We start from the raw sequence: 20,282 nt of genomic DNA, 5'->3' as shown, positions 1-20,282 counted from the left end.
TTACAACCCTATTTACCATCAACAATACGCTTTAACGTTTTGTAAAGAAGGTGTGTAGGCAAACCAACTACGTTGTTGTAAGAACCTTCTACTTTTGAAATTGCCACAGCACCAATCCATTCTTGTATGCCATATGCACCAGCTTTATCTAGTGGTTTAAAGGTGTTTACATAATACCAAACTTCTTCTTCGGTAAGTGCTGTAAAGGTAACTTTAGTCGTAGTGTTAATTGTAATTTGTTGTTGTATTGTCGTAAATGTTACAGAACTAATAACTAAATGCGTGTCATTACTGAGTCCCATAATCATATTAAACGCATCTTGCTCATTTTTAGGTTTACCAATCGCTTTGTTATTGTGCCAAACAATAGTGTCACTTGTTACTAATATATCTTTAGGCTTTAAATCATTACGTAAAGATTGCGCTTTAAGTTGCGCTAAATAATCTGTGATTTCTGATTTTGTTAATTCATTAGGGTAAATCTCTTCTACAGGTTTTAAACGTATTTCAAAATTTAAACCTAGCATTTTAAAAAACTCATGCCGTCTTGGCGAGCCCGAAGCTAAAATTAAATGGTATTCTTTTAATAAATCGTTTAGCATTAATTAAGAAGAATAAATTGATATAATAATATGGATAACATACCTGTAAGCATTACAAATTTTAAAATTGAGCTTGTAAAATGGTAGTCCTTTTTACTTTCTGCGGTATATAATTTTATGGTAACATAAATTAATGGTGCAATTACAAAAATTAAAAAATAGCCGACAGCAACTAATTGCTTAAATAGGTTATTGACGACATAAAAAATAATACAAATAATAGGAATAACGGATAGTATAAATACAATTTTATTAGCACGTTCTCTTCCTAAAATAATAGGTAAACTTTGCACGCCTATTTTATAATCTCCATCAACGTCTTCAATACTTTTAATCAATTCGCGAAGTAAATTAATCATAAAAGCAAATACCGCATAATCTAAAATAAGTTTAAAAAAGAACACTTGAATATCTCTGTTGTTATCCGAAATAACAGGTAATATATCAAAAACACCAACAATAATTATACTTAAAGCTACGATTAAGGAAATAACAATATTGCCAACTAAAAGTATAGATTTTAAGTAGGTAGAGTAGATGTACAATAATCCTGATACAATAATAAAAATGGCAAAAAAGTTGGTTTGCTCAACTGAGTAGGATAAAATATAACCAAGTACAACACCAATGACATTAAGAACAATGAATAGGTTAGTGGCTAGTTTTTCGGAAATATAAGTATCAATAATAACACGGTCAGGCTTATTTATTTTATCAGCTTCAACATCTTGTATGTCATTAATAATATATCCAGCAGCTGCAATACATAGTGTGGCTAATACTAGAACTAAAAACCCTAAAGGCTGTAATGTGGTTTGTACACCATAACTATCTTGAAAAGGATTGAGAAGTGCATATTTAATTAGACATTGTACTAATGCTATAAGCACTAGGTTTTTCCAACGAATAAGATTTAAAAAGTGCATTGAGGTTATTTGATTATTAAATATGTAAAAAAGAGAAGTATTATAAAAGCAACTAAAGTTATGTAAATAGCTTCCATGTTCTTAGCACGTCTATCTTTACGAATATCTCTTTTGATTTTCTGCTTTTCTTCTTGAGTTAAATCAGAACTATTAAAGTCAAGTTTATAATTAAGCTGAGTTTGTTTGTTTAATCGTTCTCTATTTTTTGAAAATGTATGTTTAGAATTTTGATTGAAATTACTTTGATTATTTCCAAATCCAATATATCCAAACCCTGTACTATGCCGACGTCGTTTTCTAATAATTAATCGTATTTAGCGTCAAAATTACCATTCCATTTGCCTTGCACTTTTAAAACTTGCTCTATAACATCTCTAACAGCGCCTTTACCACCATTTTTATGCGAAATGTATTTAGAAATCGCTTTAATTTCTGGCACAGCATCTTGAGGGCAACATGGTAGCGCAACTAGTTGCATAACAGGAAAGTCAGGTATATCATCTCCCATATATAAGGTTTGTTCTTTTGAGATTTCTTTTTTATTGAAGTAATCATTAAGCTGTTCAATTTTATTGTGAGATCCTAAGTAAATATCTTTAATCCCTAATCCGCTTAAACGCTTGCGAACACCTTCATTAGAGCCGCCAGAAATAATACAAACATTATAACCAGCATCTACAGCAGTTTTAAGCGCAAAACCATCTTTTATATTCATGGTTCGTAGCATTTCTCCGTCAGTAGTTACTGTAATAGTACTATCAGTAAGTACTCCATCAACATCAAAAACTAGTGTTGTTATAGCGTTAAGGTATTCTTTATAACTTTTATTATCTTTCATCTATAAATTTAAGATTTTCTGGTTGTTGAGCTTGTCGAAACACCATGTGTTTGTTTAATAGAAGCAGTTAATAGCTCGTATATAGCCTTGTGTTGGTCGTTTTCTAATTGTTTTAAATGTCGCTTCAATGTTTTTTTGTCATTGCGTTTTGCAGGTCCTGTTTGCGCCAAATATGGTGACATATCTTCCACTTTTTTTGCCGTTTCTAAAATAAGAGGTTTTAATATATCAAAATTAATATTTTTTGCATCACTAATTTCATGGGCAATTCTATACAACTGATTAGTGAAGTTATTTACAAAAACAGCAGATAAATGTAAGATTTGGCGTTGTTCGGTATTAATTTTATATACAGGACTGCCGATAGCTTCTGCTGCGGATTTTAAAATAGAACGGTGTTCACGTTCTTCAGCTTCAATACATATTGGCACATTACTAAAATCAATTTCAGCAGTTTTAGAGAAGGTCTGTAATGGATAAAATACACCACGTTTGTTTCTCTTATCTAAATCGTGAATATTGACACTTCCAGAAGTATGTACAACAAATTTATCAGAGAAAGGTAACATTTTAGATAATTTAGAAATGCTATCATCACTGACCGCTAAAATATAAATATCTGCTTCTTTGAGTTTATCTAAACTATCGATAACTTCAGTTTCGTTTTGGTAAGATTTAATCGCATCAAAAGATCGATTATACCATTGCGTAACCGTTATAGATTTGGCTTTAGAAAAAGCCTTGTATAAATGAGAAGCTACATTACCTGCACCTAGTAAAACGATAGAAATCATAATGCTAAAATACTAAGAAATGTGCCACAAGAAAAATAGAAGGTCATCTAAAATAACACAATACAAGATTTTAAAATTATATCTTTAGGGACATGAAAAAGAAAGATATTAAAACCAGAGATCATGTGTTTTTATTAGTGTCTTCGTTTTATGCTAAAGTTCGCGATAATGAGGTTCTTGGTCCTTTTTTTAATGATACAATTAAAGATTGGGATACGCATTTACAGCATTTAACCACGTTTTGGGAATCGAGTTTATTTTTAAAAACAAAATATACTGGCAATCCTCTAGAAGTACATGCTAGAGTTGATGTTGCACATAATAATAGCATTACAGAATTGCATTTTGGTATTTGGTTAAATCTATGGTATCAAACTATAGAAGAATTGTTTGAAGGAGATTATGCAGAAAATGCAAAACGGCGCGCTCGTAAAATGGGTACATTTTTATATTTAAAGATTTTTGAGGCTAGAAATAAATAGGGTTTGTCGAGGTTCTTTATAAATTTGTGTTTTTCAAACCAAAACCAAAACACATGAAACTACTCAAAGAATTTAAAGAATTCGCAGTAAAAGGTAATATGATAGATATGGCCATAGGTATTATTATTGGTGCTGCATTTAACAAAGTTATAGATGTCTTAGCTAAACAGGTAATATTGCCGCCATTGTCATTATTAACGGGTAAAGACACGTTTCAAAATCAAAAATTAATACTGAGAGATGAAGTAGTAGATGCTTCAGGAATTGTATCTATTGAAGAAGTTGCTGTAGCTTATGGTGCATTATTAGAAGTGTTTTTCGACTTTTTAATCATAGGGTTTACCATTTTTGTTGTTGTAAAATTCATGAATCGATTAAAACGTAAAGCTCAAGATACAGAAGATAAAACTGTAGCAACACCAAAAGATATTCAACTGCTTTCAGATCTCAAAAGCTTAATGGAAGAGCAGAATAATTTACTAAAATCTAACTTGAATAATTAGTTGCCTTTAGCGTTAATCCGTATTCAAAGTTTAACAACTTTTAAGCTAGAGTTTTGATATTAAAAATGTTTAAAAAGCCTTATCTTTGACGCGCTATAAAATAAGCCTCCTGCTATGCAAAAGAAAATTGCTAATTTCCTGTTTTCTACTCGACTTACTGCCGTATTATTTATTGTTTTTGCCGCCGCTATGGCTACAGGAACACTTCTCGACAGAAATATGGATACTTCTCCAACTCCTTATACTAGAAATTTAATTTATAACGCGTGGTGGTTTGAAGCTATTATGGTGTTTTTTGTAATTAATTTTGTAGGAAATATTTTTAGATTTCGATTATTTCGTAAAGAAAAGTGGGCAACGTTAACGCTTCATTTGGCATTTATATTTATTTTATTAGGTGCATTTGTTACACGTTATATTGGTTATGAAGGTGTAATGTCTATTAGAGAAGGAGCTACAGAAAGCACGATGCTTTCTTATAAAACATATATAAAAGGCCGTATTCTTGGAGATTACAAAGTCAAAGGGCAATTACAACAATATAACATAGAAGAAGAAGTTGATTTCTCTCCACGATTGACTAATAGATTTCAAGAAGATTACACCTATGGAGAGATTCCTGTGCGAATAAAATTGCGGGAGTTTGTACCTGGGGCAGAAAAAGATATTATACCTAACGATACAGGTGAAGCTTATTTAAAAATCGTTGAAGCGGGCAATGGTCAACCTCATAACCATTTTATTAAAGATGGTGAAGAACAAAATATTCATAATATCCTTATTACTTTAAATAAGCATATAGATGGAGCTATTAACATTATAAATAACGAAGATGGTTTATTTATAAATTCTCCTTTTGAAGGAGACTATCTAACGATGGCCACTCAAGCACAAGGCAAGTTAATAAAAGATAGTTTACAGCCTTTAGCATTGCGGTCTCGTTATATTATACAAAACATGCAAATGGTTTTTCCTAAACCTGTAGTTAAAGGCGATTTTGGTATTGTAAAAAAACCTGAAATATTAAAAGGTGATGAAGACGGATTGGTAATAGATGTTACGGCAAACGGAGAAACAAAAACATTAAACCTTATAGGTGGACCAGGAAGTTATAATGGTTTTGAAGAAGTTGAAGTAGGAGGTCTTGAGGTTGCATTAACGTATGGAGCAAAAATTATACAATTACCGTTTCAAATAAAACTTAATGATTTTATAGCCGAACGTTATGCAGGTACAGAAAATAGTTATTCTTCTTTTGAAAGTCGTGTAACAGTTATGGATAGAAGCACCGATCCTTTTGATACAAGAATCTATATGAATAATGTATTAGACCATCATGGTTATCGTTTTTTTCAATTTAAGTTTGACCCTGATGAAAAAGGAACCATACTTTCGGTAAACCACGACATGTGGGGCACTTACATTACCTATTTTGGATATTTGTTATTATACTTTGGACTAATGGCTATAATGTTTGCTAAGCATACGCGTTTTGACGATTTACGAAAACAGCTTACTAAACTAAAGACTAAGAAGGCAAAATTACTATCAACGATTCTACTACTAATAAGTTTTGGGAGTTTTGCACAACAATCTCAACCTAGCGCACTTAATCATACTTCTGAGTTAACCCAAGCTCAGATAGATTCTATTTTAGAAGTCAATATTACACCAAAAGAGCACGCAGATAAGTTTGGAGAAGTGGTAGTGCAAGATATTAGTGGACGTATGATGCCAATGAACACCTTCGCTTCAGAAGTTTTACGTAAGTTAACTAAACGAGAAACCTATGGAGATTATGACGCCAATCAAGTATTACTTTCTATGCAATCAAGTCCGCAGTTGTGGGCTAATCTTCCACTAATTTATCTTGCTTTAAAGAAAGGTGATTCTATACGTAATATCATTGGTGTCGATAAGTCAGAAAAGTATATTCGTTTTGTAGATTTCTTTACAGATCGCGGAGAATACAAAATTGCTCCTTATTTAGAAGATGCTTATAGTGCTACTATACCTAGCGGTATACAAAAAGAATTTAAAGAGACGCATAATAGGGTTAATTTAATATTAAGCCTTATCGACGGAGAACCTTTACGTGTTTTTCCAATTCCAGATGATGAGAATAATAAGTGGATTTCATCGTATGATTTTAGAAAAGATAATTATCGGGCGAGCATTAAAGACTCATTATACGGTAACTTTATAAACAATGGCTTAAATGCCTATTTTCAGGTTTTAAATCTAGCTAAAAAGAATGGAGATTTTTCTTCTGCAGAATCCTTATTAGATGGTATTCGTCAAACTCAAGAAAAATATGGAGCTAATGTCGTATTATCAAAAAAGAAAATTCAAACTGAAATCACTTATAATAAATACGATATTTTCAAGAAATTATTTAGTTGGTATATGTATGCATCAACAGTCTTGTTTGTGTTGATTATTATACAGATTTTTAAATACAGAAGTAAACATATAGTAAGTGCAATTAAAATACTCGTTGGTGTAATTGTACTATTATTTTTATTTCATACAGCTGGCTTAATAGTGCGTTGGTATATTTCTGGTCATGCACCTTGGAGTGACGCCTATGAGTCTATGATATACGTGGCTTGGTCATTAATGCTATTTGGTTTGCTTTTGGCTTACAATAGAAATAGAGACAAAGTAGTAGAAGGCAAAGATACACGTTCTAAGATCACGTTTATAATTCCTTTTTACGGCTTGTTTAAACAAAAATCTTCAGATTTAACTGTAGCGGCAGCTGCTTTTGTGACTTCAATGATTTTAATGATAGCGCATTGGAACTGGATGGATCCTGCAATAGCAAATCTACAACCTGTATTACAAGGCTATTGGTTAATGATTCATGTCTCAGTGATTGTTGGTAGTTATGGGCCTTTAGCTTTAGGAATGATTTTAGGGGTTGTAGCATTATTACTTATGATATTAACCAATTCCTCTAATAAAGAACGAATGCTTCTTAATATTAAAGAGATTACTATTATTAATGAGTTGGCTTTAACGGTTGGTTTAGTGATGTTAACTATCGGAAACTTCTTAGGAGGTATGTGGGCCAATGAAAGTTGGGGTCGCTATTGGGGTTGGGATCCTAAAGAGACTTGGGCTTTAATAAGTATTATGATCTATGCATTTGTCATCCACATGCGCTTAATTCCTGGACTTCGTGGTCGTTGGTTCTATAGTCTAATGTCTATATTAGCTTTTGGTAGTATATTAATGACTTACTTTGGAGTTAATTTCTATTTATCAGGTTTACATTCTTATGCCACTGGAGATCAAATATTAAGTTTTCAGTTTATAGCAATAACATTAGGTATTATAGCCATATTAGCATTTCTTGCTTATAGAAAGCATCTTTTGTATTATAAGAAATAGATACAAGATGTTGTAGTAACAACGACTTACAAATTTTATTTTTTAAATATTTTAAATCGCTTTTGTAGACATCTTTTACGTATTAAAAGTTAGTGTTATGCAGTTGTAACTATGGGGACATAGAATCAGTAGTTACATTACCAATAGCTTACCTGAAGGCATTAACATTTAATCTTGGGTCATTAGGTGTTTTTATTGCTATAACACTAGCACAGATATTAATTGCATTAATTGGAGTTTTTTGGTTTAAAAAAGGATATTGGAAATCTGTTAAAGTATAAATAATATTGCCTGCTTTTTTATACATTTAATGCATAGAAATAATACACGTATGTCAAAGCAAAAAAAAGGACTTAATACTATATGTACTCATGTCGGTGAAATAAAAGACAAACAGTTTAAAGGAGCGGTATCTCCAATGTTTTTAAGTTCATCATATGAGTTTTTAGATGTAGATGTAAAGCGTTATCCACGCTACTTTAATACACCTAATCAAGAATATTTATCTAAAAAAATAGCAGCATTAGAGCATACCGAAGCTGCAATGATATTTGGCTCAGGAATGGCAGCGATAAGTACAATGTTCTTAGCGTTTTTGCAAAAAGGAGATCATTTAGTAGTACAGAATACATTGTATGGTGGCACTGTAAATTTTATACAAGAAGAATTTCCTAAGTATGGTATAGAGTACACATTTACTAATGGCTATAGCGTTGAAGATTTTGAATCTGCTATTCAATCGAATACAAAGCTTATTCATATAGAGACGCCTTCAAATCCATTAATGACTGTTACTGATATAAGAGGCATTTCTAAATTAGCGAAATCAAAATCAATATTAACTTCTATAGATAACACATTTGCATCGCCTGTTAATCAAAATCCAATAGATTTGGGTATAGATATGGTAATGCATTCTGCAACCAAGTATTTTGGCGGTCATAGCGATATATGCGCTGGCGCAGTAGCTAGTACACGCGAACATATGGAGCGTATATGGAATGTGGGTAAAAATCTGGGTGGCAGTCTTAGTGATATGACGGTTTGGTTATTAGAGCGTAGTATGAAAACACTAGGATTGCGTGTTAAAACACAAACTAAAAATGCAATGAAGTTGGCAAAATGGTTAGAGAAACATCCTAAGATAAGTAAGGTTTATTATCCAGGATTAAAAACACACCCAGAACATCAACTAGCAAAATCTCAAATGCATGGTTTTGGAGCCATGCTGTCTTTTGAATTGACCAAAGATTTAGACGCATATAAGTTTCAAAAGAATTTAAAGCTTATAAAATCGTCAATGAGTCTAGCAGGTATAGAAAGTACTGTAATATCTCCGCACTTAACATCACATGCATTATTAACAGAAGCTGAAAGACAAGCTGTTGGTATCAGTGATCAATTAATACGTTTTTCTGTAGGTATAGAAGAAGTGAAAGATTTAAAAAGAGATATAAATAAAACAATAAACAAGCTACTTAAAAAGCAAGAAATGGCAGTATAAATGCCAATAAAGCATTTTATCTCATACCTAATATTTTTTTAGGATTAACAACAATAAAAACAACAAATGAAATTAGATATTTTATGCATAGCAGCGCATCCAGATGATGTAGAATTGGCATGTTCGGGCACTGTGGCAAAAGAAGTTGCTAATGGCAAAAAAGTAGGAGTAATAGATTTAACTCGTGGCGAATTAGGTACTCGCGGTAGTGCAGAAATTAGAGATGAAGAAGCTGCTGTTGCAGCTAAGATTTTAGGATTAACAATAAGAGAAAATATGCGTTTTGCAGATGGTTTTTTTGTTAATGATAAAATACATCAAATGGCTTTGATTAAAAAAATAAGACAATATCAACCAGAGATTGTTATCTGTAATACAATAGATGATCGGCATATAGATCATGCAAAAGGAAGCCAGTTAGCAAGTGATGCGTGTTTTTTAAGTGGACTTATAAAAATAGAAACTGAATTAGATGGAGAAAATCAAGCTCCATGGAGGCCAAAACAAGTGTATCATTCCATTCAATGGAAAAATGTTGAGCCTGATTTTGTAGTTGATATTTCAGATTTTATTGATAAAAAACTAGATTCTGTAAGAGCTTATCAAACTCAATTTTTTAACCCTAAATATGAGGGTGAGCCAGATACACCAATATCTAGCAAAAATTTCACTGAGAGTATCGAGTATAGAGCAAAAGATTTAGGACGTTTAGTTGGTGTAGAATACGCTGAAGGTTTTACAGTTGAGCGTTATCCGGCTGTAGATAGTCTGTTTGATTTAAAATAAGTTTAGAAAAGACTTTGTGGAAAATAGGAAATAATTTACATTTGCACACCTAATTAAAATGGTGGTTGTAGCTCAGTTGGTTAGAGCGTCGGTTTGTGGTACCGAAAGTCGCCGGTTCGAGCCCGGTCTTCCACCCCAAGACGATTGACATAGTCAATATCTTGGTGCAGATCATAGCATCTGTACCATAAAATTCAAAAAAACCTGTCTAATTATTGACAGGTTTTTTTGTTTTCTTATATTTAAGCATGAGGTGTTTTGTTTATATTATATATTCTGAGTCAAGAAAAAAGTATTACAAAGGCATAACCAATAATTTCAATAAGAGACTAAAGGAGCATAATTCAGAATCTAATTCAGGATATACATCTTCGGGAAAACCTTGGATAAAGATACTTGTTATAGAAAAACCTAATAGGTTAGAAGCAATCATTTTAGAAAGAAAATTAAAAAATTTGAATAAAGAACGTTTAGAAATTTTTATAAAAAACATTTATATAAAAAAGAAAAAACCTTTCTAACCAAGTTAGAAAGGTTTTGCATAATAAGTAAATAAAAATTACTATTCTTTTTTAGCTTTATCAGCTATAATACGTTGATCTCTATTGGCAAGTTCCCATGCTGTATGGAAGACTAAACGCGCTCTGTCTTGTAATAAATCGTATTCAATTTTATCTGGTGTATCACTTGGTCTGTGGTAATCATCATGTGTACCATTAAAATAGAAAATTACAGGAATATCGTTTTTTGCAAAACTCCAATGGTCAGATCTGTAATAAATACGATCCGGATGATTCTCGTCATTATATGTATAATCTAATTCCATATTCATATACTTAGAATTAGCAGCTTCAGAGATATTGTGTAGCTCAGTACTTAATTTATCAGAACCAATTAAATATACATAGTTGCGATTGTCACTTTTACGCTTAGGGTCAATACGTCCAATCATATCAATATTTAAATCTACAACCGTATTTTTTAGTGGTAATATAGGGTCTTCATCAGCGTAATATTTAGATCCTAAAAGCCCTTTTTCTTCACCTGTTACGTGTAAAAATAAGATAGAACGTTTTGGACCATGACCTGCTTTTTCTGCCAGTTTAAAAGCTTGAGCAATTTCTAATACTGCTACAGTACCAGAGCCATCGTCATCAGCTCCATTGTAAATTTCACCATCTTTAATCCCTTCGTGGTCTAAGTGCGCAGAAATAACAACTATTTCATCTGGTTTTTCAGAACCTTTTATAAAAGCAACAACATTTTCAGAGGTTACAGATTCAGTTTTGTTCTCCGCTGTTAAATTAAATTTAGCGTTTAAGGTTTTAGGCTTATCATCATCCATTAAAGATGCATGCATAGTTTTTCCTAAAGCTTCATTAATCATTAGCATAGAGATGCCTTTTTCATTACTTTTAATAGATAACCCGCTAGGAGTACCTGCTTCTGCACGTCTTTTGTAGAATTGTGCATAACGACCAAATAAACTATTATCCATAAGCATTACTAAAGATGCTCCTCTTTTTTCTGCAGCATCTCTTTTAGAAGCTATGGATTGGCGTCCGTTAGTCCATTTTGTAGCATCGGTTTTTCCAGAAGTAATATAGTTGCCAGAAGCATCTTTTGGCTCGCCAGCTTTAATTAAAACAATTTTTCCTGTTACATCGATGTTATTATAATCCGAGTAGTTCTCATCATCTATACCATAACCAGCATATATAACATCGCTATCCGATATATTTAAGTTTTCAGAAATTCTTAAAACAATATGATCTTCAAAACTTTTAAAAGACGTTCCGTTGACACTAATTTTAGCTTCTGAAATTTTTTGTTTTTCTAATGGTACTTCTTGGAAGTAATCATCTTTAGAAATAGGAGATGAAATACCCATTGCTTGGTATTTAGACTTTAGGTATTCTACAGCTAATTTCTGACCTTTTTCGCCAGTTTCTCTGCCTTCAAATTCATCAGAGGCATATTTGTAAAGTAGCTCTTTTAATTCGTCTGAAGTAATAGAACTTGCGTAATCTGCAGAATCTGCTTTAGGAGCATCTTTTTTTGAAGCACCACAGCCAAATACAAGCACTGCAATCCCCAAAATAGGTAATAATCTTTTCATTATTAATTAAAATTAAGTTTAGATGATGGAAGAACACAAAATAATGTGTTTCTTTTAAAGGCTTAAAAGTACGGAAAATAATAAAGATTTAAATGCTTAAAACTTATGCTTTAACAGAATTTAACATCAAAGAATTTCGTTGCTCATGGTCTTTTCTGCATTGGCAATATACCAAGCGGTAGCAAAAATTAAATCGGTACGTTTCTTTAATAAAGGAAAGTTAATTTTGTCTGCTGTATCCGTTGATTTATGATAATCTTCATGCTCACCATTAAAGAAAAACACTACAGGTATGCCTTGTAATGCAAAGTTGTAATGGTCAGAGCGAGTGTAGTAGCTGTTAACATCATTTTCTGCATTATACGTATAATCAAGTTCTAGATTTGTAAATGCATCGTTAGCTGCATTAGTAACAAAATCGAGCTCAGTACTTATACGATTAGAGCCTATAAGGTAAATATAATTTTCATTATCTATATGCTTTTTATCGACTCGTCCAATCATATCAGTATTAAGATTGGCTACGGTATTTTCTATAGGAAATACGGGGTTTTTAGTATAGTAATACGACCCAACTAAACCAACCTCTTCAGCAGTAACATTTAAAAATACCACACTTCGTTTTGGTCGATATCCATTAGCCGCAGCTTTACCAAAAGCTTCAGCCATTTCTAGTAACGCAGCTGTGCCAGAAGCATTATCATCTGCACCGTAATGTATTTCACCATCAATAACACCTTCATGATCAGAATGTGCAGATATAATTATGTATTCATCCGGAAACTCAGCACCTTCTATATAGGCTATTATGTTTTGAGAATCTGCTTTTACATCTTCAGGTAATTCGGATTTAGAAATGGTTTGATAATAATTAGAATACGATTTAGGTGCTTTTAAATTATAAGATTTATAATTAGACCTAATATAATCACAGACTTGGTTATGACCTTCTTCGCCAGTCATACGGCCATTATATTTATCTGAAGCAATTTCGTATACATGCGTTTTTAGATCATCGGTAGTAATAGTATTCATGTAAGTTTTTACAACGGCTTTATCTTCAAAAACTATAGATTCTTTAAGGTTTTTCACTTTTTCGCTATGACGAATTGTAGCACAAGAGCCAACAAGGAGTAGAGCAGAAGCAATATAAAATTTCATGAAGTCATTTTTTCCGAAAACAAAAGTAAATTAAATAATGTAAGAAATTACAAACTTTAAAATTAAAGTTTTGTCTTTTAAACAATTACTCATCAATTTCTAAGCCTTCTAAAAGCTCAATGGAGTCTTCTTCAGACTTTTCTTCGCGTTGTTCTAATTCTTCAATATCCCCAACTTCAGCTGTCGTAAAAATAACTTTATATACAGTAACCGATAATGAAATGATAACTAGTAAAAAAAGGTATTGGGTGATTTTTGTTTTTGAACCTTGTTTTTTCGATAAATAAAAGAGCGCGCCACCACAGACAAGTGCAATAATAATAGGAAATATAGCGAGTCTAAACAAAGGTGTTACCGCTAAAATCACTGAAATAATAGCAGAAATAAAACCTAGAATAATAATCAGTTTTTTCATAATGCTTAATGTTTTAATCCGGAAGCAGATGCAATTTTTAGCTCACCATTACCAACAGGGATTTTAAATTTTGCTAAAACAGGAATTTTATTAGCATCTGCGGTTAACCATAATAGGTTAGAATTACTGTCTTTTAATGCATTAGAACCTTTAATGGATTTATTTACAGATACTGCTAATTTATAGCATTCTTTTCTTCCTAACTTTGTAGAAATGCTTTCTTTTCCAATATATTTTAATGAAATAGTTGTTTCTTCATTATCAAAAAGCACTGTGAATTTTTGAGTGTCTCCAGGCGAAGCCTTATCGATATCTAGGTTTCTAATATTATAAAGTGTAGCTACAATATCTTTAGTTGAACCTCCAATATTTAGAGTGTTTTTTTCTTCCCAAAATTCTCCTTTACTATTTTTTTTGCGTTTTAGGCTTTTAACGGTTTTAGATTTTGGGCTATATGTGTATTGCATAAATTTATAATAGCCACCTTCATCAATATCTCTTTTATATAAATATGGAGTTAGTGTTTTTGGACTTACATAACTTTCATAAAGATCTCTAACTTTAAAAAAACCATCAAAACTACTAAATGTAGCAGCTGAGCATTTAAGACGCATTAAAGTACTTTTAGAAGTCTTTACTTCACTGGTTTCCATAGTTACTTTTGCAATATCGGTTAATAGTCCTGAAATGTTGTAAGACGCTGTAAATACTAGTTTCTCTCCAGGTGCTATTGTTTTATTTTGAGAGTTGATAGAGATACTAAAAAGTAATACAATAAAAAATATACTTTGTTTCATTGATTGCATGTTTTGTTAATAACGATTAATTAATCATTTATTGTGCCGAAAATACAATCCTTAATAAAAGCAAGCAATTTTTTAAAGAAAAACTAATACTAAAAAATTAGAAAAAAGCTTTGGCTAAAGCGAAAAGGATTTTATATTTGCACCCGCATTCAGGGGCGACCTTGATACGGCACTCAAGGAGAAATGGCAGAGTGGTCGAATGCGGCAGTCTTGAAAACTGTTGAGGGTCACACCTCCGGGGGTTCGAATCCCTCTTTCTCCGCCAAGATTTATTCAAAATCGACGAAAGTCCTGTAAACTCAATGTTTACGGGACTTTTTAGTTTCTACAAAATAGTAAAATATCTATTAAAAAGCATTCTGTTGGTGACCTATTAGGTGACCTTTTTATAACCTTAATTAGGTCACCTAATTGTTTATAACTGTTTATAAATCAGTAAGATAAATCAATTAAAAGACCTCAGTTTTTTGTAAATTAATGTATAATTAAAGGTCACCAGAATGAACAAAACATTTGGATTATTATTCTACTTAAAAAAGAGTAAAGTAGATGCACAGGGCAAATGCCCTATTTACCTACGTATTACCATAGATGGTAAGCGTACAGAGATTAGTACAAAACGCACCATTGAGATTGAGAAATGGAGCGTTGAAGCCAATAAAGCTATTGGAAGAACAGAAGATATACGAGAACTAAATGCCTATTTAGATTCACTTACTACAAAAGTATATCAAAGCCAAAGAGACTTAATTCAAGATAATAAAGAGGTTACAACCGAAACCCTTAAAAACAAGTTTTTAGGCGTTGAGGAAAAACAACGAACACTCATAACCATCTTTAAAAATCACAACAAGCAAGTTGAAAAATTAGTGGGTCGAGAGTTTTCGGCAGGAACTTTAGAGCGTTATAAAACAGTATGTAAGCATCTGCAAGAGTTTATGCAAAATCAGTATAAAGTAAGTGATATTCCTGTAAACAGAATAGACCACAAGTATATTACAGATTTTGAGTTCTATTTAAAAACCGTTAGAAACTGCGGACATAACAGTACAATCAAGTACATCAAGAATTTTAAAAAAATAGTACGTCTTGCAATAGCCAATGATTGGATTAAAAAAGACCCATTTCTAAATTATAAAGTGCGTTTAAAAGAAGTAGAACGCCAATTCCTTTCTGAAGAAGAAATACAAACAATGCTCGAAAAAGAATTACATACCAATCGTTTAGAGCAAGTAAGAGATATTTTTATATTCTGTTGTTTTACAGGTTTAGCATATAGCGACGTTAAGAAGCTATCAAAAGACAATTTGGTATTTGGTATTGATGGCGATAAGTGGATAAAGACAAAGCGTACTAAAACCGATACACGCAGTAATATTCCACTACTTCCAACCGCATTAGAGATTATAAAAAAATACGAGAATCATCCAGAAGCTGTTACAAAAGATGTATTACTTCCTGTTTTGAGCAATCAAAAGTCTAATGCTTATTTAAAAGAGATAGCAGACTTGTGTGGTATCAATAAAAACTTAACCACCCATTTAGCTCGTCATACGTTTGCAACTACTGTAACATTGTCTAATGGTGTGCCAATGGAATCCGTAAGTAAAATGTTAGGTCATAAATCACTAAAAACGACACAGCATTATGCTAAAATATTGGATAGAAAAGTAAGCGATGATATGGCAATTTTAAAACAAAAGTTTGTAGATAAAAACACTCGACCAAATACCAATAAAATAGCCCAATAACAATTTAATCTAAAAACAGAGATTTATACGTGAAACTGCCTGTAATACATATAGTTTCTTGTTAAAAAGTTCACCTATTTCGTTAATAACTGTCAATAACTTTTCATTTAAAAAAAGTGATTTTGGCGTATATTGTATGTTAGAAATCAGGTAGTTAATACCTATTAATATTTTTTATATAGAATGACATTTGAAGTAATTACAAAGGATGATTTAAAGACTCTAAAACAGGAAATCATTACAGAATTTAAGACAATTTTAGGAAGCCAAAACGAGCAAAAAAAGTGGTTAAAATCAGCAGACGTGCGTGAACTATTAAATATTTCAGCAGGCACGTTGCAGAACTTACGAATCAACGGAACATTACCTTATACCAAAATGGGTAAAACGATGTACTATGAGTATGATGATGTAATCGGAATTTTAATCCAAAATAAAAGCGCATAATAACTGCCCAAAATATTGTCTTGAACAAACAAAGGTGTTTTTAATGGTTAGACCTTAACTCAAACGACATACGAACTTACAGCATGAGGCGAGATGCAACTGCTGGTTTGTAGTACAGTACTCGAAGTTAGTGAAAGTGGGCAATGATTGCCGATGCTAATACACCTCAATTTTCGCAGAAGCAAAATTACGAGAGAGCATCCGCCACAAAAACCGTCAACCCACGCCAAAAAATGCATGTATTTACTCATTATGAGTTTTGTCGATAGCTAACGCCGATGCATAGCGGAAAAACGAGTGCTAAAACGAGCGGTTTGTGCGACCCTCTTGCTTATTTGTGTTATATTTTTAGTAGAAAAAGTGATATTTATCTACTATAATAAATATATGCATAGGTATAAGGGTTTTTATGGGTATAAGTCATCTATATTAATATTCAGATGTGTCAATTGGCTCGTGGACGTTGGTATATAATATGTGCATATTGAGGTAGCGTATAAAAAAATCATAATGTGAGTAAGCAGTAATAATAAAAATAATTCAGTAGGTCAGATGCAGAAATTAAAAAAGAAGGATAAGCATCCTTTAGCAATTAACATATTAAAACTAAACCGATACAATTACGACTTCTTCAATTGTGAAGAGGTTGTTTTTTTCGAGTATATAGTAGTTAAAGGAATGGCTTTTAAAAAACAAAAAGAGTTCTATCATAGTTCAGAAACTATCAGACAAGAAACAGGCATTAAAAAGCACTCTTTAAATTCTATAATTAGAAGATTTACAGACCTTGGTATTATATCAACAGAAATTAAAGGGATGCCAAGAGTAAAGTTTTTTACTGTTCACTACCCGAAAATAGTCGATTTAATACCTAAAATATATCAGTTGTCTAATAACGGTCAACTATCTTCCGATTTTAGTAAACATTTGTCTGATTTCTTTATTCCTTTAGTTGACAACTACCTACAAAAGAATAATATAAAGAATAATAATGAAGAAATAAATAAAAAAGAAAAATATAACAACGAATCTGAAGGGGAAGATGTTCTCTCTTTTTTTAATGATTATTTATCTTCTCTTAAATATCAAAAAAATATTTCACCAACGGCGCTGAAATTTAATGACATTGATTTATTCCGTGCTTTAAAAAATTATGAAATTGAATTTCTTTGCGAATATCTCGAAAAGTATTTTGAAGAAGAAAACAAACCGTCTTTAAATAAGTTTTTTACATTCGATTCAATAGGAGTTAATAAACTAAAATACATTGAACAAAAAATTGTTGATGAAAATGACTATGTAGACCATTTAATTGATGAGCTACAAAGGCTATATAAATCAAGAATACAAATGCATAATAAAAGTGATTCTCAAAAAAGAGGTAAAAGCGAAAGTAAATTAGTTGTTACAAAGAGGTTAAAAGAACAGGTTAAAAAATCTCTAAAAGTAAAGACTGAATTAGAAATTACTAATGCCTTTTTACCATATATAGACCAAGTACTTAAAGAACAAGTAACTATAAGCAAGATATTACCGTACTTTTTTGCCTTTAAAAATGAAGAGTATGAAATAATAGACAATTATTTAGATTATTACAATATTCATTATGGCTATGAAAAACATTAACTATAACCTTATAAACCCAATGCATTATTGACTTTAAATATTTACTTGGAAATATTCCTAATTACCACAAAAAAGATTTATATTTTTAGGGTTTGTAATAGCATAATAATTAATACCGTTTCAATACATAAATGATTAAAGATATAGAATCAAAAAACGAAGAAGTAACAATTTGTCATAAAGAAATAGCTTTTTTAAAAGAACACTTTCCTTCTTGCTTTAAAGGAGATGGTTCTTTTGATATAGAGCGTTTTAAAGAAGAAATAAATGAAAAGGTAGATATAACCAAAGAAGGTTATGAATTAAAATTTTTAGGTAAAAGCTATGCAAAATTATTAGCATCTTTAGATACTACTACTGTAATTACGCCTAATAAAGAGCATAATGAGTTACCAGAAAATAAGGATAGTGAAAACATCTACATAAGCGGTGATAATTTAGATGGTTTGAAGCATTTATTAAAATCTTATGCAAATGCGGTAAAATGTATTTATATAGACCCACCTTACAATACAGGTAGTGATGGTTTTGTATATAATGATAGTTTTAACTTTACTTCAGAAGATTTACAACATAAATTAAGTGTTGATGAAGATGAAGCACAACGTATTTTAGAACTTACAAAAAGTGATTCAGCATCGCATTCTGCTTGGTTACTATTTATGTATCCTCGTTTACAGTTAGCTAAAGATTTGCTTACTGATGATGGTGTAATTTTTATTTCTATTGATAATAATGAACAATCAAATTTAAAACTACTATGTGATGATATTTTTGGAGAAGAGAATTTTATTGAAATGTTTCTTTGGAATAAAACCTCTACACCGCCATCATTATCAACGAAATCAAGAAAAACTAATGAGTATGTTCTTTGTTATGAAAGATATAGGAGTAGTTTTAAGTATAATGGTGAAAAATTAGATGGTGGTGACCAACCCCTTTTAAATACAGGTAATTCAATAAAACAACTAACGTTTCCTAAAGATAAGATTTACTTTAACCCTAAAGCATTTCCTGATGGTGTTTACAAACCTTATAAACCAGATAGAGTTTCTTTAATTAATGAAATAAAAATAACAAATGGTATTCCTGATAAAGATGTAATATTAGAAGGGCCTTTTAAATGGAATTCATCTAATTTAGAAGATGAGCTAAATTTGGGTACAAGTTTTATTGTAAAATCTGAAATTATTTCAGTTAGGTTTATTAACACTAAAGAGGGTTACAAAAGACCTACGAATTTTATTAAAGACAAAATAATAACCCCATCAATAAATAAAAAGGAGCAAGGCGTTGGTACAAATGAAAATGCAAGTTCTGATTTAAAATCACTTTTTGGCTTTAGTCCTTTTAGTTTTTCGAAGCCTACAAGTTTAATTGAATATTTAATAAATTTTAATGTTGAAAAAGATGATTTTATCTTGGACTTTTTCTCTGGTTCAGCATCAACAGCAAATGCTGTAATTGAACTTAATTCAAAAGACAATGGTAAGAGAAAAGTTATTTCTGTTCAATTACCTGAAAACTTGGAGGATAGCTATTTAAAAGCAACTGCAGATAATAAAAAACAATTAAAACAAATTTTAGAATTTTTAAAATCAATAAATCGTCCTTCTACATTAGATTATATTGGTATAGAACGAATAATAAGGGCTTCTACAAAAATAAAGAAAGAATCAAAAGCTGATATTGACTATGGTTTTAAACACTATATTTTAAATGAACCTAACCAAAATACATTAGATAAATGCGAGAGTTTTGACAAAACAGCATTAATAGCTGATGGTAGTATTTTAGATGATTTTGGGGCAAATACTGTTTTAACTACCTGGCTTAACTATGATGGTTATGGGCTAAATGCTAAATATGGAGAACTAAATTTAAAGGGATATACTGCATACTACTGTAATAAACACTTGTATTTAATAAATCCAGACTTTACCCAAGATACTGTAATGGCTTTATTTGAGTTGTATGAATCTAAAGGTGACTTCAATCCAGAAAACATTATACTATTTGGTTATAGTTTTAATGAATGGTCTGTAACAGAAATGTTAGAAAAGAACTTGAAAATTCTAAATGATAGCGATAAGAATTTAAAAATTAACATCAACGTAAGATATTAG

Annotated in this window: 19 protein-coding genes and 2 tRNA genes; 12 read left to right on the top strand and 9 right to left on the bottom strand. The window is 31.3% G+C overall.

The window, feature by feature from the left end; translation table 11 throughout:
* Window positions 1-8: 8 nt before the first annotated feature.
* The 4 genes from K8Z87_RS06680 to K8Z87_RS06665 all read right to left on the bottom strand — a co-directional run bounded on the left by K8Z87_RS06680 (window position 9) and on the right by K8Z87_RS06665 (window position 3,160).
* Window positions 9-602: a Maf family nucleotide pyrophosphatase gene (locus K8Z87_RS06680; RefSeq protein WP_227476707.1), complete on the bottom strand. Its 594-nt coding sequence runs from the start codon at window positions 600-602 to the stop codon at window positions 9-11.
* Window positions 602-1,528 carry a geranylgeranylglycerol-phosphate geranylgeranyltransferase gene (locus K8Z87_RS06675; RefSeq protein ID WP_227476706.1) on the bottom strand — a complete coding sequence of 309 codons (927 nt, stop codon included), beginning with the start codon at window positions 1,526-1,528 and terminating at the stop codon, window positions 602-604. Before K8Z87_RS06675 ends, K8Z87_RS06680 begins: the two co-directional genes overlap by 1 nt.
* Window positions 1,529-1,832: 304 nt before the next feature.
* Window positions 1,833-2,366 (bottom strand): KdsC family phosphatase, encoded by a 534-nt coding sequence (locus K8Z87_RS06670; protein WP_227476705.1) that lies wholly within the window; start codon window positions 2,364-2,366, stop codon window positions 1,833-1,835.
* A gap of 8 nt (window positions 2,367-2,374) precedes the next feature.
* The gene (locus K8Z87_RS06665) at window positions 2,375-3,160 is read right to left on the bottom strand and encodes a Rossmann-like and DUF2520 domain-containing protein (protein WP_227476704.1); all 786 of its coding nucleotides are present in this window, start codon (window positions 3,158-3,160) and stop codon (window positions 2,375-2,377) included.
* 92 nt (window positions 3,161-3,252) lie between these two features.
* Between K8Z87_RS06665 and K8Z87_RS06660 the strand changes: the two genes are divergently transcribed.
* The 3 genes from K8Z87_RS06660 (at window position 3,253) to K8Z87_RS06650 (ending at window position 7,541) form a co-directional block, all read left to right on the top strand.
* On the top strand, window positions 3,253-3,642 hold the full coding sequence (locus K8Z87_RS06660; RefSeq protein WP_227476703.1) for a group III truncated hemoglobin: 390 nt from the start codon (window positions 3,253-3,255) through the stop codon (window positions 3,640-3,642).
* 53 nt (window positions 3,643-3,695) lie between these two features.
* Window positions 3,696-4,145, top strand: a complete 450-nt coding sequence (gene mscL, locus K8Z87_RS06655; protein WP_227476702.1) for a large conductance mechanosensitive channel protein MscL — start codon at window positions 3,696-3,698, stop codon at window positions 4,143-4,145.
* 114 nt (window positions 4,146-4,259) lie between these two features.
* Window positions 4,260-7,541: a cytochrome c biogenesis protein CcsA gene (locus K8Z87_RS06650; RefSeq protein WP_227476701.1), complete on the top strand. Its 3,282-nt coding sequence runs from the start codon at window positions 4,260-4,262 to the stop codon at window positions 7,539-7,541.
* Between the two features lie 148 nt (window positions 7,542-7,689).
* Here the strand turns inward: K8Z87_RS06650 and K8Z87_RS06645 are convergent, their stop codons facing one another.
* Entirely contained in the window at window positions 7,690-7,848 is a 159-nt protein-coding gene (locus K8Z87_RS06645) for a hypothetical protein (RefSeq protein ID WP_227476700.1), read from the bottom strand.
* A gap of 24 nt (window positions 7,849-7,872) precedes the next feature.
* On the opposite strand from K8Z87_RS06645, the gene K8Z87_RS06640 reads away from it, so the two are divergent.
* The 4 genes from K8Z87_RS06640 to K8Z87_RS14010 all read left to right on the top strand — a co-directional run bounded on the left by K8Z87_RS06640 (window position 7,873) and on the right by K8Z87_RS14010 (window position 10,352).
* Entirely contained in the window at window positions 7,873-9,045 is a 1,173-nt protein-coding gene (locus K8Z87_RS06640; protein ID WP_227476699.1) for a trans-sulfuration enzyme family protein, read from the top strand.
* 66 nt (window positions 9,046-9,111) lie between these two features.
* On the top strand, window positions 9,112-9,831 hold the full coding sequence (bshB1, locus tag K8Z87_RS06635) for a bacillithiol biosynthesis deacetylase BshB1 (protein WP_227476698.1): 720 nt from the start codon (window positions 9,112-9,114) through the stop codon (window positions 9,829-9,831).
* A gap of 61 nt (window positions 9,832-9,892) precedes the next feature.
* Window positions 9,893-9,969: transfer RNA gene (locus K8Z87_RS06630), tRNA-His, on the top strand.
* A gap of 110 nt (window positions 9,970-10,079) precedes the next feature.
* A complete protein-coding gene (locus tag K8Z87_RS14010) occupies window positions 10,080-10,352 on the top strand; it encodes a GIY-YIG nuclease family protein (RefSeq protein WP_227476697.1) in 273 nt (90 codons plus the stop codon).
* Window positions 10,353-10,393: 41 nt separating this feature from the next.
* On the opposite strand, the gene K8Z87_RS06625 is transcribed toward K8Z87_RS14010, so the two are convergent.
* The 4 genes from K8Z87_RS06625 to K8Z87_RS06610 form a co-directional block, all read right to left on the bottom strand.
* On the bottom strand, window positions 10,394-11,950 hold the full coding sequence (locus K8Z87_RS06625; RefSeq protein ID WP_227476696.1) for a M28 family peptidase: 1,557 nt from the start codon (window positions 11,948-11,950) through the stop codon (window positions 10,394-10,396).
* Window positions 11,951-12,076: 126 nt separating this feature from the next.
* Complete coding sequence (locus K8Z87_RS06620) at window positions 12,077-13,111, bottom strand: M28 family metallopeptidase (RefSeq protein ID WP_227476695.1); 1,035 nt, start codon at window positions 13,109-13,111, stop codon at window positions 12,077-12,079.
* 85 nt (window positions 13,112-13,196) lie between these two features.
* A complete protein-coding gene (locus K8Z87_RS06615; RefSeq protein ID WP_227476694.1) occupies window positions 13,197-13,526 on the bottom strand; it encodes an FUSC family protein in 330 nt (109 codons plus the stop codon).
* A 5-nt stretch (window positions 13,527-13,531) separates the two neighbouring features.
* Window positions 13,532-14,323 (bottom strand): DUF3108 domain-containing protein, encoded by a 792-nt coding sequence (locus K8Z87_RS06610; RefSeq protein WP_227476693.1) that lies wholly within the window; start codon window positions 14,321-14,323, stop codon window positions 13,532-13,534.
* A 186-nt stretch (window positions 14,324-14,509) separates the two neighbouring features.
* Between K8Z87_RS06610 and K8Z87_RS06605 the strand changes: the two genes are divergently transcribed.
* From K8Z87_RS06605 to K8Z87_RS06585, 5 genes are all read left to right on the top strand, one after another.
* Window positions 14,510-14,597: transfer RNA gene (locus tag K8Z87_RS06605), tRNA-Ser, on the top strand.
* A 235-nt stretch (window positions 14,598-14,832) separates the two neighbouring features.
* The gene (locus tag K8Z87_RS06600; protein WP_227476692.1) at window positions 14,833-16,083 is read left to right on the top strand and encodes a site-specific integrase; all 1,251 of its coding nucleotides are present in this window, start codon (window positions 14,833-14,835) and stop codon (window positions 16,081-16,083) included.
* 183 nt (window positions 16,084-16,266) lie between these two features.
* Window positions 16,267-16,530: a helix-turn-helix domain-containing protein gene (locus K8Z87_RS06595; protein WP_227476691.1), complete on the top strand. Its 264-nt coding sequence runs from the start codon at window positions 16,267-16,269 to the stop codon at window positions 16,528-16,530.
* A gap of 678 nt (window positions 16,531-17,208) precedes the next feature.
* Window positions 17,209-18,156, top strand: a complete 948-nt coding sequence (locus K8Z87_RS06590) for a hypothetical protein (RefSeq protein ID WP_227476690.1) — start codon at window positions 17,209-17,211, stop codon at window positions 18,154-18,156.
* 131 nt (window positions 18,157-18,287) lie between these two features.
* Window positions 18,288-20,282: a site-specific DNA-methyltransferase gene (locus K8Z87_RS06585; protein ID WP_227476689.1), complete on the top strand. Its 1,995-nt coding sequence runs from the start codon at window positions 18,288-18,290 to the stop codon at window positions 20,280-20,282.

The organism is Winogradskyella immobilis (genome assembly GCF_021887715.1).
Classification (GTDB): Bacteria; Bacteroidota; Bacteroidia; order Flavobacteriales; family Flavobacteriaceae; genus Winogradskyella; species Winogradskyella immobilis.
Note: the sequence above shows the minus strand (reverse complement) of the source record. Positions and strands in the feature narration are given on the sequence as shown.